General features: G+C 47.9%; 13 protein-coding genes. 8 read left to right on the top strand and 5 right to left on the bottom strand.

Annotated elements, in window-relative coordinates; all coding sequences use genetic code 11:
* Positions 1 to 22 precede the first annotated feature (22 nt).
* Positions 23 to 793 carry a YwaF family protein gene (locus tag M2277_RS01275; RefSeq protein ID WP_280754296.1) on the bottom strand — a complete coding sequence of 257 codons (771 nt, stop codon included), beginning with the start codon at positions 791 to 793 and terminating at the stop codon, positions 23 to 25.
* Between the two features lie 168 nt (positions 794 to 961).
* On the opposite strand from M2277_RS01275, the gene M2277_RS01270 reads away from it, so the two are divergent.
* Positions 962 to 1906 carry a hypothetical protein gene (locus tag M2277_RS01270; RefSeq protein ID WP_280753957.1) on the top strand — a complete coding sequence of 315 codons (945 nt, stop codon included), beginning with the start codon at positions 962 to 964 and terminating at the stop codon, positions 1904 to 1906.
* Between the two features lie 97 nt (positions 1907 to 2003).
* Here the strand turns inward: M2277_RS01270 and M2277_RS01265 are convergent, their stop codons facing one another.
* The 3 genes from M2277_RS01265 to M2277_RS01255 all read right to left on the bottom strand — a co-directional run bounded on the left by M2277_RS01265 (position 2004) and on the right by M2277_RS01255 (position 4930).
* Complete coding sequence (locus M2277_RS01265; RefSeq protein WP_006211427.1) at positions 2004 to 2348, bottom strand: hypothetical protein; 345 nt, start codon at positions 2346 to 2348, stop codon at positions 2004 to 2006.
* A gap of 134 nt (positions 2349 to 2482) precedes the next feature.
* A complete protein-coding gene (locus M2277_RS01260) occupies positions 2483 to 3682 on the bottom strand; it encodes a peptidyl-prolyl cis-trans isomerase (protein ID WP_280753956.1) in 1200 nt (399 codons plus the stop codon).
* Positions 3683 to 3862: 180 nt separating this feature from the next.
* The gene (locus M2277_RS01255; RefSeq protein ID WP_280753955.1) at positions 3863 to 4930 is read right to left on the bottom strand and encodes a permease; all 1068 of its coding nucleotides are present in this window, start codon (positions 4928 to 4930) and stop codon (positions 3863 to 3865) included.
* Positions 4931 to 5229: 299 nt separating this feature from the next.
* On the opposite strand from M2277_RS01255, the gene selD reads away from it, so the two are divergent.
* The 3 genes from selD to M2277_RS01240 are packed head-to-tail and all read left to right on the top strand — an operon-like array spanning position 5230 to position 7607.
* Positions 5230 to 6282: a selenide, water dikinase SelD gene (gene selD, locus M2277_RS01250; RefSeq protein ID WP_063480057.1), complete on the top strand. Its 1053-nt coding sequence runs from the start codon at positions 5230 to 5232 to the stop codon at positions 6280 to 6282.
* A gap of 40 nt (positions 6283 to 6322) precedes the next feature.
* A complete protein-coding gene (mnmH, locus tag M2277_RS01245) occupies positions 6323 to 7375 on the top strand; it encodes a tRNA 2-selenouridine(34) synthase MnmH (protein ID WP_036641961.1) in 1053 nt (350 codons plus the stop codon).
* A gap of 37 nt (positions 7376 to 7412) precedes the next feature.
* On the top strand, positions 7413 to 7607 hold the full coding sequence (locus M2277_RS01240; RefSeq protein ID WP_006211422.1) for a hypothetical protein: 195 nt from the start codon (positions 7413 to 7415) through the stop codon (positions 7605 to 7607).
* An 86-nt stretch (positions 7608 to 7693) separates the two neighbouring features.
* Here the strand turns inward: M2277_RS01240 and M2277_RS01235 are convergent, their stop codons facing one another.
* Complete coding sequence (locus tag M2277_RS01235) at positions 7694 to 8338, bottom strand: SDR family oxidoreductase (protein WP_152826321.1); 645 nt, start codon at positions 8336 to 8338, stop codon at positions 7694 to 7696.
* A gap of 181 nt (positions 8339 to 8519) precedes the next feature.
* Here M2277_RS01235 and M2277_RS01230 point away from each other — a divergent pair, with 181 nt between their 5' ends.
* From M2277_RS01230 to M2277_RS01215, 4 genes are all read left to right on the top strand, one after another.
* On the top strand, positions 8520 to 9185 hold the full coding sequence (locus M2277_RS01230; RefSeq protein WP_152826322.1) for a phosphatase PAP2 family protein: 666 nt from the start codon (positions 8520 to 8522) through the stop codon (positions 9183 to 9185).
* A 128-nt stretch (positions 9186 to 9313) separates the two neighbouring features.
* Positions 9314 to 10372 carry an FUSC family protein gene (locus M2277_RS01225; protein ID WP_006211418.1) on the top strand — a complete coding sequence of 353 codons (1059 nt, stop codon included), beginning with the start codon at positions 9314 to 9316 and terminating at the stop codon, positions 10370 to 10372.
* Between the two features lie 310 nt (positions 10373 to 10682).
* Complete coding sequence (helD, locus tag M2277_RS01220; RefSeq protein WP_280753954.1) at positions 10683 to 13010, top strand: RNA polymerase recycling motor HelD; 2328 nt, start codon at positions 10683 to 10685, stop codon at positions 13008 to 13010.
* A 309-nt stretch (positions 13011 to 13319) separates the two neighbouring features.
* Positions 13320 to 15023, top strand: a complete 1704-nt coding sequence (locus M2277_RS01215) for a methyl-accepting chemotaxis protein (RefSeq protein WP_280753953.1) — start codon at positions 13320 to 13322, stop codon at positions 15021 to 15023.
* Positions 15024 to 15067: the final 44 nt, after the last annotated feature.

Below are 15067 nucleotides of genomic sequence, written 5' to 3'. Positions count from 1 at the left end.
ATAAGACATATGATTTCATGCTTCAGCTCCCTGCGGAAGAGCCGGGAATCTCTTCACGTCCATGCCTGCGACTGCGTTTGATGTGGTCCGGAATGACAAAAAAGACAACATACATAAGGATAAATAATACAAGTCCAATGAATTCCTCAACCATAATGTATAGGGGATGTGGACCCAGCAGATCCAGCAGCGACGCGGTTTCCGGCTTGCGCATCAGGAACATGTAATTGGAACCAACAGCCCAATTAACAAGACCGACAAGCACGGCGGACACGTTAAGAAATACCATCGTCCAGCCAATGGATTTCCAGGTTGGCCGGTATCCTCTTACCCATGTCATGTACAGCGCTGTTAATATAATGGCGGTATGGACGGTAAAGAAATGAAAGAAGCGGAAGTGAGGGAAAGGATAATCCAGATTGGGTGTCAGTATGGCCTGAAATGCCCCTCCAATGCCTGCAAAATAAACTAACGGATATAAGCGGCGTTCATCCGTAAGCAGGATGGCTATGGAGAGAAACAGGGTCAGACTGCACAATTCCAGCGGCAATGACGTGGCAGGATCCCAGATGCCGGTTAACACATACCAGAGATGAAGGGACGCCTCCGGCAACGAGAGTGCGGCAAGCAGGCTCCATTTCACGGTCTTTTGAAGGGCAGTCGTTGAGACGATTACAGACCTGAACAGATACAGGAGCGCGGCAAGGGCGATCAGGATAATGATGGTTATCCAATGCTCGGTGGAGAAGGCGGCAAATGCCTTCGGATAACTCGGATCAAATAAGGATTCGATGCTGTATCATCCTCTCTGTAGTTCGCAAGCCCATTATGATCGATATTACCATGAAGTGGATGTAGAATGAATATCATTTTTATGCCGGAATACATTGAATTTATGTCGGATCGAGAAAGCGAGAAGCATACCGTCATCATTGCTTATTAAGGAAGTGGGTGCATTATTGTGAATAGACTGTATGGGCTCAAGCGGTATTTGAGTATAGGATTAAGCTTGGTTTTGATCTTCACCCTCATCGGTTTTGCTTACCCTGGTGAGGCGGAGGCTGCTTCCTCCAAGTACAAAAAGTTTTTTGATATTAGCAGAAAGGGAGCCGTGGTTCCCGGCTTATCCGGAAACAAAGAATGGATACCGCAGGGACTCGCCCTTGTGCCGAGCAAGAAGTGGATTATTATATCTCATTATTGGGGCAATACAAAGAGCAAGCAGGCCAGCAGCATCTCGATCACCAGCAGCAAAACCAACAAGCGAATCAAAACGCTCTATTTATATGAGAGCGGAAGCAAAAAGCATACCGGTCATGTTGGCGGACTCGCCGTCAGCAAAAATCATCTGTGGGTGGCGTCTGGCAAAAATGTGTACAAAATTCCGCTAAGCACCATCGAGGGCAAAAAAGATTACAGCCATGTTGTCATGACCCGATATGCGCTCGGTCATAAGGCATCTTATGCCACTTATTCCGACGGGATTCTCTGGGTAGGTGAATATATGGATGGAGAGGATAAGGGCAGCAAGCAGTGTGCCCCCGGACCGAAGGGCAAGCTTCGAGGTTATAAATTGACTTCCGGCGATGACCTGTCGTTGAACCGTAAGGCGGATTATACATGGAGCACGCCTGATCGTATCCAGGGTGCGGTTGTGACGAAATCCCGCGTATTATACAGTCAGTCCTGCGGCCGCAACAATGCAAGCAAGCTGCTTATTTATACACGTGGGGCATCCGGCAAGGCCGCAGCTACCCCTTTGACCATGCCGCCCATGTCCGAGAATATTGCGATACGTGGCAATGATCTGTATGTTCTGTTTGAATCCGGTGCCCGGAAGTACAGAAACGGCGCATTGCCGCTGAAGAACCTTTACATTGTGAATGCCAAGAAACTGAAGATTTAATACTGAACAAGCAAAAGATCCCGACTCCGCTCAACGGATAAGGGATCTTTTGCTTGTGATTCGAAAAAACAGAACCATATACATGTTGCGGCACTGCTCAAACAGGCTGTTTGGCTTCCGTGATCAGGCGCTTCAGCGACTCCTGCTTCCATCTCGGAATACGCAGATGCTTGGCAGAGGGCGCCTTTTCTCCAAAGTAAACGATGCCTTGCTCTACCGTAGTGACTTTGTCTACATTCACATAGCAGTTGCCGCCGACATGATAGAACTGTTTACCGGAGAGCAGGGATGCGATTTTGTCGGCAGTCATTCTCTTTTTAATATTATAGTTCCTGCCGTGAAAGCTGACCAAACCGTGCGATCCGGTTTTAAAGAACAGAATGTCTGTCTCCACCACGAAGTCCTCATACATGTTGCGGGATTCCGATACGTGCTTCATCATTCTGCTTCCCCCTTTGTCAAGATCAACAATTGATAACGCTTACATTCTAACATGTTTTCCGCAGGGTTTAAAGAACTTTTTATTTTGGCATGATAAAAGCCCCACACCACGAGGGTGCAGGGCTTGGTCAATCTTTAAGGTGCAGCAGGTGCTTCCGGTGTCTCTGTAGCAGGATCTGCCGGCGCTACTTCCTCCAGCGTGTTGGTGATGGTTGCTTTGTCTTTTAACTCTTGAATATAAGCGGAAGATTCCTGGTAAACTTTTTGATTCTCAAGCTGTTTACGGATTTCATCCTTCTTGTCTTCCAGAGTAGGATTCGTAGCTTCCTTGCGATCGGTAAGCTTGATGATATGATAACCGAAGGAGCTCTTCACCGGGTCGCTGATTTCATCCTTCTTCAATTTGAAGGCTGCTTCTTCAAAAGCAGGATCCATCTCGCCGCGTCCGAAGAAGTCCAGGTCACCGCCTGTGTCCTTGGTAGCGTCTTGATTTTTCTCTTTGGCAATTGCCGCGAAATCAGCGCCATCCTTAAGCTGCTTCACAATCTCATCGGCTTCTTCCTTGGTTTCAACCAGGATGTGAGAAGCGCGAACCTGTTCAGGTGTAGCAAAGGATTCTTTGTTCTGATCATAAATGGTTTTGATCTCTTCGTCCGTTACTTTGATTTTGTCGCCCATCAGTTTTTTGAGTTCGACTTGGGTTTTGGTCTGCCCTTTCAGATCCTCAAGTGTCATTCCCGATTGCTGCAGGGCCATATTGAATTGATCTTCGGATGGGAAGGATGCCTTGAGAGCGTCAACTTCTTCATTCACTTCCGCGTCCGTCACGGTAATGGACTGCTTGGCCAGTTCCTGCTTAATCAGCTCTTCCGTGATCATGGAATTTACGGTTTGTTTCCCGCCCGCTTCAACAAGCTCATTGTACAGGGTATCCTTCGTAATCTTGACGTCATTGACTTTGGCCACTGCTTCGTTACCGGATCCCTTGGCAAATGGAGGTACAATCAGGACGACGATCAACGCTGCCGCGAGTACCAGTGAAGCGATCATCCAGCCTTTGCTTCCATTACCGCCATCACCAGCCGGAGGCTGCTCATCGTGCAGGGGCTGCTCGGGCTGATCCTCTGAATGCATGACAGCAACCGGAGACAGGGGCTGATCGCTCTCTTCCTTATAAGGTTCACTGGATTCAGGATAGGTTGAATCCGAATCTATTCTTTCCTCTTCATTAGACAAGTCGCCCGGTTCTTGGGGGATATTCTCTTTCTCTGGGGCTTGTCCCTGTTCATCCTCGGGTTGCCCCGGGTGGTTTGGCTGCAAATCGTTATCTTTCATTTAATGATTGACTCCCTTCGACTGCATATAATAATGAGTTGGTTCATTCTTTAATCACTTTACCAGATAAGCTTTTGGTTTACCTTAAGAAAAAATAAAAATTGAAAATATAATTGAAAAGCCCTTGATTTGATTATAACTGATTATAACTCTTTGAAAAAAAATGCACCCATGTGCTGGTTACAGTATAAGCATTCCCGCTATGCCGCATGAAATACCAAGCAAGACTACAGACGAAACTACAAACCATATGACCTTTCTCGGGAACGAACGTCTTACCATGAGAAGGGAGGGAAGGCTGATGGCCGGCAAAGTAAGGAGCAGCGCTGCTGCGGGGCCGGCTCCAAGACCTGCTGCCATGAAGGCTTGAATGATCGGGATTTCGGCGGCAGTCGGAATGACAAAGAGCATCCCCATGACGGCAAAGAAAATGACAGCCAGCAGGCTGTTCCCGGCTGCTGTTCCCAGGTGAGGGAACATCCAGACTTGCAGCGCGCCAAGCAGCAGGACTGCGATAAAATAAGCCGGAACCACGCGAATGAGCATATTGCCGATGCTGGCGAGCCAGCGTTTCCACAGTGGGCGATCGTCTTGCTGATCGGTGCTCGGCGGTGTGTCGATCTCCACCGGCTCCGATTCTTTGGCAAAGCGGTTTGCCAAGTAGCTGACGCCAAAGGTTAGAAGGATGCCAAAGACCAGTCGCAGCAAGGTGAATTTCCAGGATAGAACAAACGTCATAAAGACGAGTGTTGCCGGATTAATGGTTGGATTACCGATCCAGAACGCAAGTGCAGACCCTACAGATACCTTTTTCTTGCGTAGACCGATGGCGATAGGTGCGGCACAGCAGGAGCACATCATGCCTGGAATGGATGCAATCCCTCCTATCGCCGTACTGCCAAAGGTCGATTTGCCGAGAACGCGAAGGAGCCACTGGGAGGGCAGCAGGGACTGGACTAATGTGCCAAGGAGAATACCCAGCACGGCTGCTTTCCAGACGGCTTTGAAATAAGTGATGGCATAATCCCAGGCTGCTTGCCATGAAGGTGTGGCACTGCTATCCATGCCTAGTATGGAAGAGCCGATGCTGTGCTCGACAATCGCCTTGAGTGCTTTATCGTAATAAGGCCACCACTTCACATAGGTCAGACCGGTTGCTGCAATTATAATGAAGATTGTGATGAACCAGATGGTTTTTCTGCGATTCGAATGATCAAAGGCCATTTTGCCGTCGCTTGAGTGATTCATAATTCGTACTCCCCCGATATATCGTGAAATTATTTACATATCCAATCTAATAGTATATCACAATGTGGACTTGTCGTAGAGAGATTTTCCCGGGAATTGCAAGAAATAGGAAGATCATTAGACTTGCGGCAGCTGATTTCATATAATATAAGTATTGTGTGCATAAATGAAGTGATTGGCAAAGATTAATATTAGATGATCCCCGGAGTAGATGAGACGTATTTCGAGCATCCGCGCCGGGGTTGTTGCACGTGCTCTTGCAATATATCAAAACTTAGATGATGAAGGGACGATCTGTGATGACTCAATCGGAGAAAATAAAATTAACTTCCTATTCCTCTAAAGGAGGATGCGGCTGCAAAATTGGTCCTGCGGATCTGGCTCAGGTCATTCGCAAGCTCCCCCAAGCGGAACCCAATCCGAATCTGCTGGTTGGTCTGGATACGAGCGATGATGCAGGTGTATACCGTCTTACCGATGATTTGGCTATGGTCCAGACGGTTGATTTCTTTACACCGATCGTGGATGACCCTTATGATTTCGGTCAAGTGGCAGCGGCCAATGCAATCAGCGATATCTATGCGATGGGAGGCAAGCCGCTAACGGCACTGAATATTGTGGCATTTCCGATCTCAACCCTCGATAAGCAGGTGTTGACCGATATTTTGAGAGGTGCTGGGGATAAACTGAAAGAAGCGGGTGTAACACTGGTTGGTGGACACTCCATTGATGATAAAGAGCCGAAATTCGGTCTTGCCGTAACAGGTACCGTACATCCTGACAAAGTGAGAACGAATGCAGGAGCCAAGCCGGGCGATGTGCTGATTCTTACAAAGCCCATAGGTGTCGGTATCCTTACGAGCTCCATTAAGAAAAACCTGTTAAGTGATGAGGAGATCCGCCGGGTTACCGCCGTAATGGCAGCACTCAACAAGACCGCTGCCGAAATGATGGAATCGTATAACGTTCACGCGTGCACCGATGTGACCGGATTCGGGCTGCTTGGCCATACACTCGAAATGGCAAAAGGAAGCGGGACGGGGATACGCATTTCCAAGTCCTCTGTACCTGTCCTGGAGCGAGTTAGAGAAATGGCCGAGGGTGGCGTCATTCCGGGTGGGACAAAAAACAACTATGATCACGTGAAGGACGATGTTGATTTTCCGGACGACATGGATCAGATCGACAAGTGGATACTGTGTGATGCGGTAACTTCGGGTGGACTTCTTATCGCCGTTGACGGCTCGCAGGCGGATCAGCTTCTAATGGAGCTTCGGCAAGCCGGGCTGGAAGCGGGAAGTGTCGGCAAGGTCGTAAACGATCATCCGTCCCGCATTGTCGTTGAGTTGTAAGTGAGCCTTTTTTTTGGATCAATAAAGGAGCGAGCAGACCATGTTTCAAGACATCAGCGTTAACGAGTTATTGGAGCTTCAGAATAAAAAGAAGATGACATTAATCGATGTCCGTTCCCCGTCGGAATACAGGGATTCAACGATCCCGGGAAGCCTGAACATTCCGGTCTTTAATGATGAGGAACGGGCGGAGATTGGCACCATCTATAAGCAGGTAGGCGTAGACGCGGCTAAAGAGCGCGGACTTGCCATTATGTCGGCCAAGCTTCCCGCCTTCGTTAAGCAATTCAAGGAAATTGACGGTGATAAAGCAGTTTATTGCTGGCGTGGGGGGATGCGCAGCCGGACAGCGGCAACCGTGCTCTCCCTGATGGATATCCATGTCAGCCGGATTACTGGCGGGATTAAGGCTTATCGAAAGTATGTGCTGGATACGCTTGAACATAAGACATTAGAGGCCGAAGCGTTTGTTCTGCATGGTTTGACGGGAACGGGCAAGACGGCCGTGCTCAGGCAGCTTCAGCAGGAGGGGTATCCTGTCGTTGACCTGGAAGGGCTGGCAGGTCATCGCGGCTCGATATTTGGCCATATCGGTTTACAGGCCAGCAATCAAAAGACCTTTGATTCGGAATTGGTTGAACGACTGAAGCAAGTGGAGTCGGCCCCTTACGTGTTATTCGAAGCCGAGAGCAAGCGGATTGGCAAAATCGTTGTACCCGACTTCCTTATGGAGAAGAAGGAGTCCGGCGTAGCTATCGTACTTGAACTGCCGATGGAAGAGCGTGTTCGCCAGATCATGGAGGACTACAATCCCGCTGCATACAAAGAACAGTATTTGGCGGCTTTCCAATTGATTAAAAACAGGATCCATACTCCTGTTGCTGCTGAGATCGGGAGGTCGCTGGAGGAGGGACGGTTTCCACAGGGAATCCGGATGCTGCTTGAGCATTATTATGATCCCAAGTATAACCATACCTCCAGTCAATATGAAGATGCCTCGCCTATCGTTGTCTCAGTGGATAAAGTAGAGGAAGCTGTGAAAGCCGTAAAAGAAATATTGCGGAATCAGATGCTGCAGAAGACCGGCACGTAATCATTCGTATAATCCGAGAGGATAAGGAGGATCCATTGTGGTTCTGTATTTAATCGTGATTACTTTGGCTTTGATCGGCGGCATTGCGACGCTGCTTGTTGGTTTTTCCCAGGAAAACCGCAAGTCGAATCCAGCGTATGAAAGTAAAACCAAAGCTAATATTACCAAGCTGATCGTCATCTATGTGTTGGCCTTGATCGCATTTATTGTGATTTGGTCACTATTCGATTAGAAAAAACAGATCGCCCCTGACCAAGAGCTGGATACCTGACGTATCGCTTTTGGCAGGGGCGATTTCTTTGAGATGAAAGGCTTTCTTTAAATAGACGAAAGGGCTTCGGATATGGGCGAATCGCCTGCGATCAGATCGAAGGAACGCCGGAAGGTGTTCTCTTCATCCAGGGATAACAGAATCGTGCTTGCTACATCCTCCCGTGGAATGGAGCCGCTATGGATGTCCTCGGCAGCGGTGATACGGCCTGTACCGGGTTCATTCAGAAGTCCTCCTGGACGAATAATCGTATAGGAGAGGCTGCTGCTGCGCAGGATCTGATCCGCATAATGCTTGGCTGTATAATAGGGCTTGATTTTTTCATTCCAGGACTCCCGGTTGTGGGCCTGTATGGCGCTAACCATAATGAAGCGTGAGACATGTGCCTGCTCGGCAGCCTCGATCATTTTTGCAGCCCCATCCAGATCAATTAAGAGAGTTTTATCATAACCGGTTGCACCGCCTGAACCGGCGGCAAATACAATGGCTTGGCAATCCTGTGCGGCCTGTGCAAGCTCATCAACCGCTCCTTCCAGATCAGCAAGGACGGTTTCGATTCCGGCATTTTCGAAATATCGTGCCTGCTCCTCTTTTCGAACCATCGCTTTTACGGTGTAGGCTTCATGATCTTGAAGCAGGTGTGTAAGGTGTTTTCCGATTTGACCATTCGCACCGACTACTAGAACCTTCATAGGACAAACTCCTTTATCGTTAAAATTTCTCATATTAGAGTAATAATACCAAATTTAGCATAACCTAAGGGAGATTTCTTGGGAATCAGCGCTGGACTTTTCTTTATCTCTGGAAAATGATATTATCTTGTTTTCACCCAAGTCATATAGATTTGAAACAACGCAAAGGAGAAAAGAGAGTTTGAGCGGACAGATGAATTGGGCTTCAGGAAGACAACGCTGGATTTTCTTTATATCACTCATCAGCTTCGTAGGATTTATCATAATGGCCGCATTGGTTAAGTTTCAGCTCTTGGCTCCACTCGATCTGGCCATCATAACCTCAATACAGAACCTGGAGCATCCATTCATTACGGATATTGCAATAGGCCTCTCATTTATAGGCTCGATCGGTCCGGTTACTGTATTGTGTCTTATCGTAATCGCCGTGCTATATTGGGTATTGAGGCGTCGCACGGAGATTCTTCTACTTATTGTAGTCGTATTCGGTTCATCTATTCTTAATCTATTATTAAAATTGATTTTTCAACGGGTGAGGCCGGATATCCACCGCCTGGTTGAAATTACGGGATACAGCTTTCCCAGCGGGCATTCGATGGGTGCTTTTTCCTTCTATAGCGTGCTGGCATATTTGTTATGGAGACATATAGACAGCAGGACAGGAAGAGGAGTATTAATCGCTTTTGCAATCATCATGATTCTAAGCATTGGGCTTAGCCGGATATATCTGGGTGTTCACTATCCAAGCGACATCCTCGGGGGCTATTTGGCTTCCTGCGCATGGGTTAGTTTTATGGTCCGATATTATGAGAGAAGAATGGGGAAGCGGGCCTTCCCGGATGCGTGAACGTCATGTCGGCCTGCATCACTTTGGAAAAGTAAGGGTAATTCATGGAATAGCGGTTTAAGCGGAGGAGTATGTATCATGGTGTGTAAGCATAGATTTGAATTTGGGTTATGTAAGGAGGGCTGTCTATGGCATTTGGAGCAAGAATGTTCAAAACCGGCCTAGCCGTAACGCTGGCTCTTTATTTGGCTATGCTGTTTGATTTTCAATCCCCTGTTGTAGCAGCCATAGCCGCGATTTTTGCGATGCAGCCGTCTATCTATCGGTCGTGGAGATATTTTCTGGACCAGCTGCAGACGAGTACGCTTGGGGCGATACTGGCGATGCTCGGAGGATATTTTTTATCCAATCAACCGATTTCGGTCGGTCTGGTATGTATTTTAGTGATCATGATCTGCATGAAATTAAAAATGGGAGAGACGATCGGTCTCACCCTGGTTACGGTTATATCCGTAATGGAAGCTTCCGGTCAATGGGACTTTGCACTCAACCGGTTTATTCTCACGATCATCGGCATCGTATCTGCTTTCCTTATTAATATTCTCGTATTTCCTCCAAAGCCGAAGGAGCAGTACATCAAACGGATTCATATTGTCTTTGGCAAAATGTCGCTGCTGCTGCGGACGGCCATTTCCCATGAGATGAAGGATTCGGTCTACCGTGCGGAGAAGAAGGAACTTGAAACAGCAATCAAATCGTTGTCGGACAAATACAATTTGTTTGAGGAGGAGCAGAAGAAGCTGAAGCGAGCCAAGTATAGCCAAGCTAGACAGCTTGTTGTGTATAAGCAGCTGCTCCAATCCCTTCGTAAAGGATATGAAGTGCTGGACGCCGTGGAGAATCATTACTTCCAGGCGGAACGGTCGGAACTGATCGACGAGCAATTTGATAGCAATCTGGAGCGGCTGATGAAGTACCATGAGCATATTCTATGGAAGTTCGAAGGAAAGCTGAAGCCGAATGAGGACGAGGCGGAGACCATGGCCGAGAACAATGAAGCGTTTATGGAGCAAGTGATGTGCGGACCGGGCGCAGATCCTGGCGGGCTTCGGCTGTCGGTTGTGGCTGCCTCCATGTATGATTACGGTTATCAGCTTGACCGGTTGAATCGGGTGGCGGATCAAATCAGCCGTGTCGTGGAGGACAAGGAACAGGAAGAAGCCTTGTTCTCCTGGTTGAGAAAATAAGCATATCAAACGATATGAAGGGGCCGATCAAGACTCGCTTTTGATCAGCCGTTATGACCAACATGCGGATGGCAGGAGCTTTCTTGGCAAGCCCAATCGGACATGGTATGGTAGATGAACCACACGATATGAATGCAAAAAAACCGGCCATTCCGGCCGGTTACTAAATTCAAATGTTGTATTAACTGTAGCATGCTGTTATAATTAGCAATGGTTTGTCATTAAAAACAACTAATGTGGTTAGAATACCACAACTGTATTATATCACAGACATTTTGCGCTGTCAACCAGTAAATTAGGGGGATGAACAATGGCTATCAGCGAAGAGGATTGGCAAGAAGAACAGACACGGGTAACGGAAGTATCAACGAAAATCAGCAATAAAATATCTCAGTTGGAAGCGAGTGTCGGAGATATCCGTGATGTCGTTATCGATATGCGGAAGGACTTCTGGGACGAAGTTACGGTTAACTTCAGCAACCCGGATGATTTAGGTGAAACATCGACCAATCTGAGACAGCAGTCACAGGTACTGGCAGAACGTGAGCATGCTCATCTGCAGTCAAGCAAGCTGCTTAAAAAGTACAGAAAACTCGTGGAATCTCCTTACTTTGGTCGCATTGATTTTAAAGAGGAAGGAACCTCGGAGACGGAGACTATTTATCTGGGAACCGGCTCTTTTCTGGATGAAAATATGGAGACGTTCCTCGTGTATGACTGGCGTGCACCGATATCCAGCCTGTATTATGACGGAGCCCCGGGTCCCGCCCAGTATGAGACGCCCTCCGGCCTGGTGAAAGGTGAAATGCTGCTGAAGCGCCAGTTTGTAATCCATAGCGGCCAGATCAAGGTATTGTTTGATACTGGCGTGACGATTGGTGATGAACTGCTCCAGCAGGTACTCAGCCACAGCGCGGATGACCGGATGAAGAGCATTGTAGCTACCATTCAGAAGGAGCAGAATGCGGTCATACGAAACGACAAAACACGCATGCTGATCGTTCAGGGAGCTGCTGGCAGCGGAAAAACCTCAGCCGCACTGCAGCGGGTGGCTTATCTACTGTACAAATACCGGGAGACACTCCGGGCCGATCAGATGATTCTATTCTCCCCGAACCCGCTGTTTAACAGTTATGTGTCCACCGTGCTTCCCGAGCTTGGCGAGGACAACATGCAGCAAACGACCTTCCAGTCCTATTTGGAGCACCGTTTGGGCAAGGAATTTGATCTCGAAGATGTATTCACACAGACGGAAACTTTGCTGAATGCAGATGATTCGCTCCGCTACCGCGCGCGTCTGGAGAGCATATCCTATAAATCCTCCGGCGCTTATCTGGATACCATCCGACGATATAAAGAGCTGCTAGAGAAGAATGGCATGCTCTTTAAACCGGTTGTTTTCCAAGGCAAGGTCATCGTCAGCTCGGATGAAATGACCGCCCAGTTCTATGGTTATGATTCAGCGGTTAAACTCGCCGGCCGGATTGATCTTATGAAGGAATGGATGCTGAAACGTCTGTCGGAGTTTGCCCAAAGTGAAAAAGACGCTCCATGGGTCGAGGAGCAAATCGAGCTGCTGGATTCGGATGATTACCAGCGCGCCTTCCAAACGATGAAGCGGAAGCAGAAACGGAAGGAAGAGACGTTTGACGATTTTGATAAGGAAAAGGACGTCCTTGCAAAAATGGTGATCAGCCAACGTCTCAAACCGGTCAGACGCTGGATCAAGCGATTCCGCTACGTGGATGTCAAGGGGATGTACCGTAAACTGTTCACAGACGAATCCTTGTTCCGCCGGGCTGCGGGCGATCCTGAGAATCTTCCGGCACATTGGGAGGATATCTGTAAGCTCACCACAGCCTCCCTGGACGATAAATCGTTGATGTACGAAGATGCTACCCCGTTCCTGTACCTGAAGGAGCTGCTCCAGGGTTTCCGTACGAACACCGCCATTCGTCATGTGATTGTCGATGAGGTTCAGGACTATTCGGGTTTCCAGCTGGAATTCCTGAAGCGATTGTTCCCTCGGGCCAAAATGACGGTACTCGGTGATCTTAATCAAGCGATTTATGCGCATGGGGAAGCTCTGGGAAGCTTGGAGAACTTGGTCAGTTTGTATGGTAAAGAGGATACGGAAGTTATCACCCTGACGCAAAGTTACCGCTCCACGTATGAAATCGTTGATTTCACTCGGCAAATGATTCCAGGAGGAGAGCGGATCGTTCCCTTTAACCGTCCGGGTGAAGCGCCGCGGGTGATTCAGGTTCAGGATGAAGAAGCGCTGAACGGAACGATTATTTCCGATATACGTGAGCTTCATGAGCAGGGATTCCAGTACGTTGCGGTCATCTGTCGAACGGAAGAAGAGAGCCGGCGTGTGCACAAGCAGCTGTCAGCTGATATTCATACGAGATTGATCACCAAGACGACCCCGGCATTCGAGAAAGGAACCCTTGTTGTTCCCGCCTATTTGGCAAAGGGTGTCGAATTCGATGCGGTTATCATTTACAACGGTTCCGAGGCCGTGTATCACCGGGAAAGCGACCGGAAGCTGTTCTATACCGCCTGTACACGTGCGATGCATAAACTGCATGTTTATCATATCGGGGAAAAAAGCCATTTTATCCCGGAAACTTGAAATAGGAAGATCTGTCTGAGCTCTGGGTTCAGGCAGATCTTTTTTTTGAGGAGTGATTCATGAAAAAACTTGTTCTGTTTCATGCAAGGAAAAAATCGGAAATTATTTTGTGGATGAATCAGGGTAATTTCTTATGTCTTATGGAGGGTGTTATCCAATTTAAAGCATTATTTGACCGTTGATTAATAAATTTTTTGAAATATTTTTGGATTAAGCGGTTTCACGGCCTCCATAACTATTCATTTTAGACACAATTTTGACGAAAATAGAATGGGGGTATATTACTTATCAAAGGTCGGGTGCTTGCGGATGAAGATAAAAACAAAATTAATTCTATCGTCTACGATTCTTGCGACGGTTACGGCTGTTATCGTAATCATTGCATTTATCACTTCGAACATGACGGAGAAGAGGTTCAGCAAGATTATTGAAGAGGATCAAAAGGTCATTTACAACCTGACCCAACTTGAAACTTTATTGACAGGGATTTCAAATGACGAGCGCGGCTACTTGTTGACCGGGGATTCGACCTTTGTAGATTCGTTAAAATCGAGACAGGAATCCGTTAGTAAAGTTATGAAAGAAACCAAAGTCCTAATGACGACTGAGGAAGATGTAAAGGTCTTCAACCAGATTGAAACCGGATATGTAATTTACACGGAAGCTGTGACACAGGTCTTAAACAAATTGGGGTACGATACGGGGTTTTACAAGGCGGTACCGTTTCGGGTATACGAAGCCGCGTTTAACCAGGAACGTGAGATTCGCAACTCTTTCAGTACGCTTATAGCGGATTTCACGATCAATAAAAATGAAGCTTTGGCCAAGCAGGCCGATGAGATTGCCAGCAACAGCGAACTTCAGAATATGATGATTATGCTGATTGGTGTGGCAGCCGTCGTTTATTTTGCGATCCAGGGATATCTTCTTACCCGCTCCATTCGTCCATTGAACCAGATGAGTGATCAGCTATTAAGAATCGCTGATGGCGGCGGTGATCTTGTTACCCGCCTGAACATAACCACGAAAGACGAGATCAGGGCGGTTGCCGATGCGTATAACAAGCTGGTCGAGGGGTTCCGGGCATTGGTTGTACAGGTGCAGGATACCGCTGGACAAGTCGGTACCGCAGCGTCGACACTGCACTCCACCACGGAGGAAATTCGTCAGGCATCTCAGCAAACCTCGGGCATCATGGAAGAATTGGCAGCCGGGGTTGAGAACCAGCTTCAGGATACGGAGGAAACGACAGCAACGGTAACGGATATGGCGGAAGGAATGAAGCATATCACGCTCGCCGCAAAAGACGTGTCCGGATTGGCAGCCACTGCGAACAAGTTAGCATCCGAAGGCGAACAGGCGATTATACATACGTTGAACCAAATGGAAGGCATCCGCACCAGTGTAGATCAATCCGCACAGTCGGTAAGAGCTCTTGGTGAAAAAGCCTCAAACATCGGGGCGATGGGACAAATTATTATTGAAATTGCGGAGCAGACTTCCCTTCTGGCTTTGAATGCTTCGATTGAGGCTGCTCGCGCGGGTGAGCACGGAAGAGGTTTTGCAGTCGTTGCTGCTGAGGTGCGGAAATTGGCAGACCAGGCTTCCAATTCCTCTGTTGAAATCAGGCAGTTTGTGCACGAGCTTCAACAGGATATTTATGATTTGGCCGGGGTCATGGAACAGGGTACACGCGAGGTTACAGAAGGCATGTCCGTGGCACAGGGAGCCGAGAGAGCCTTTAAGGACATCGAGCAGTCCGTTGTGGAATTGAATGAACAGATTCAAGGCGTAACCGTTGCAACCGAACAGATGAACTCCGGGGCTGATGATCTCGTTCATGCCATTCGCAGAATTCAGGAAGTTACAGAAACCACAGCCGGTGGAACACAAAGTGTCAGCGCTGCAACGGAAGAACAGTTGGCTTCCATGGAGGAAATTACCAATTCCGTAGAAGATCTGAACGTAATGTCCGGCAAGCTGCGACAGTTGATGTCCGGTTTTAAAGTATAAATAAGGAAAAATTGCATAAGGGAAAAATTGACCACCTTGCAGTC

This window comes from Paenibacillus sp. LBL (genome assembly GCF_029893715.1).
GTDB lineage: Bacteria > Bacillota > Bacilli > Paenibacillales > Paenibacillaceae > Paenibacillus_AQ > Paenibacillus_AQ glucanolyticus.
This window is presented reverse-complemented; position numbering and strand designations above follow the sequence as displayed.

What these genes read in the sequence shown, in the direction of transcription:
- M2277_RS01265 (WP_006211427.1), bottom strand. Translation starts at nt 2,348, where the DNA reads ATGATGAAGCACGTATCGGAATCCCGCAACATGTATGAGGACTTCGTG.
- M2277_RS01260 (WP_280753956.1), bottom strand. Translation starts at nt 3,682, where the DNA reads ATGAAAGATAACGATTTGCAGCCAAACCACCCGGGGCAACCCGAGGAT.
- M2277_RS01255 (WP_280753955.1), bottom strand. Translation starts at nt 4,930, where the DNA reads ATGAATCACTCAAGCGACGGCAAAATGGCCTTTGATCATTCGAATCGC.
- selD (WP_063480057.1), top strand. Translation starts at nt 5,230, where the DNA reads ATGACTCAATCGGAGAAAATAAAATTAACTTCCTATTCCTCTAAAGGA.
- mnmH (WP_036641961.1), top strand. Translation starts at nt 6,323, where the DNA reads ATGTTTCAAGACATCAGCGTTAACGAGTTATTGGAGCTTCAGAATAAA.
- M2277_RS01235 (WP_152826321.1), bottom strand. Translation starts at nt 8,338, where the DNA reads ATGAAGGTTCTAGTAGTCGGTGCGAATGGTCAAATCGGAAAACACCTT.
- M2277_RS01225 (WP_006211418.1), top strand. Translation starts at nt 9,314, where the DNA reads ATGGCATTTGGAGCAAGAATGTTCAAAACCGGCCTAGCCGTAACGCTG.
- helD (WP_280753954.1), top strand. Translation starts at nt 10,683, where the DNA reads ATGGCTATCAGCGAAGAGGATTGGCAAGAAGAACAGACACGGGTAACG.
- M2277_RS01215 (WP_280753953.1), top strand. Translation starts at nt 13,320, where the DNA reads ATGAAGATAAAAACAAAATTAATTCTATCGTCTACGATTCTTGCGACG.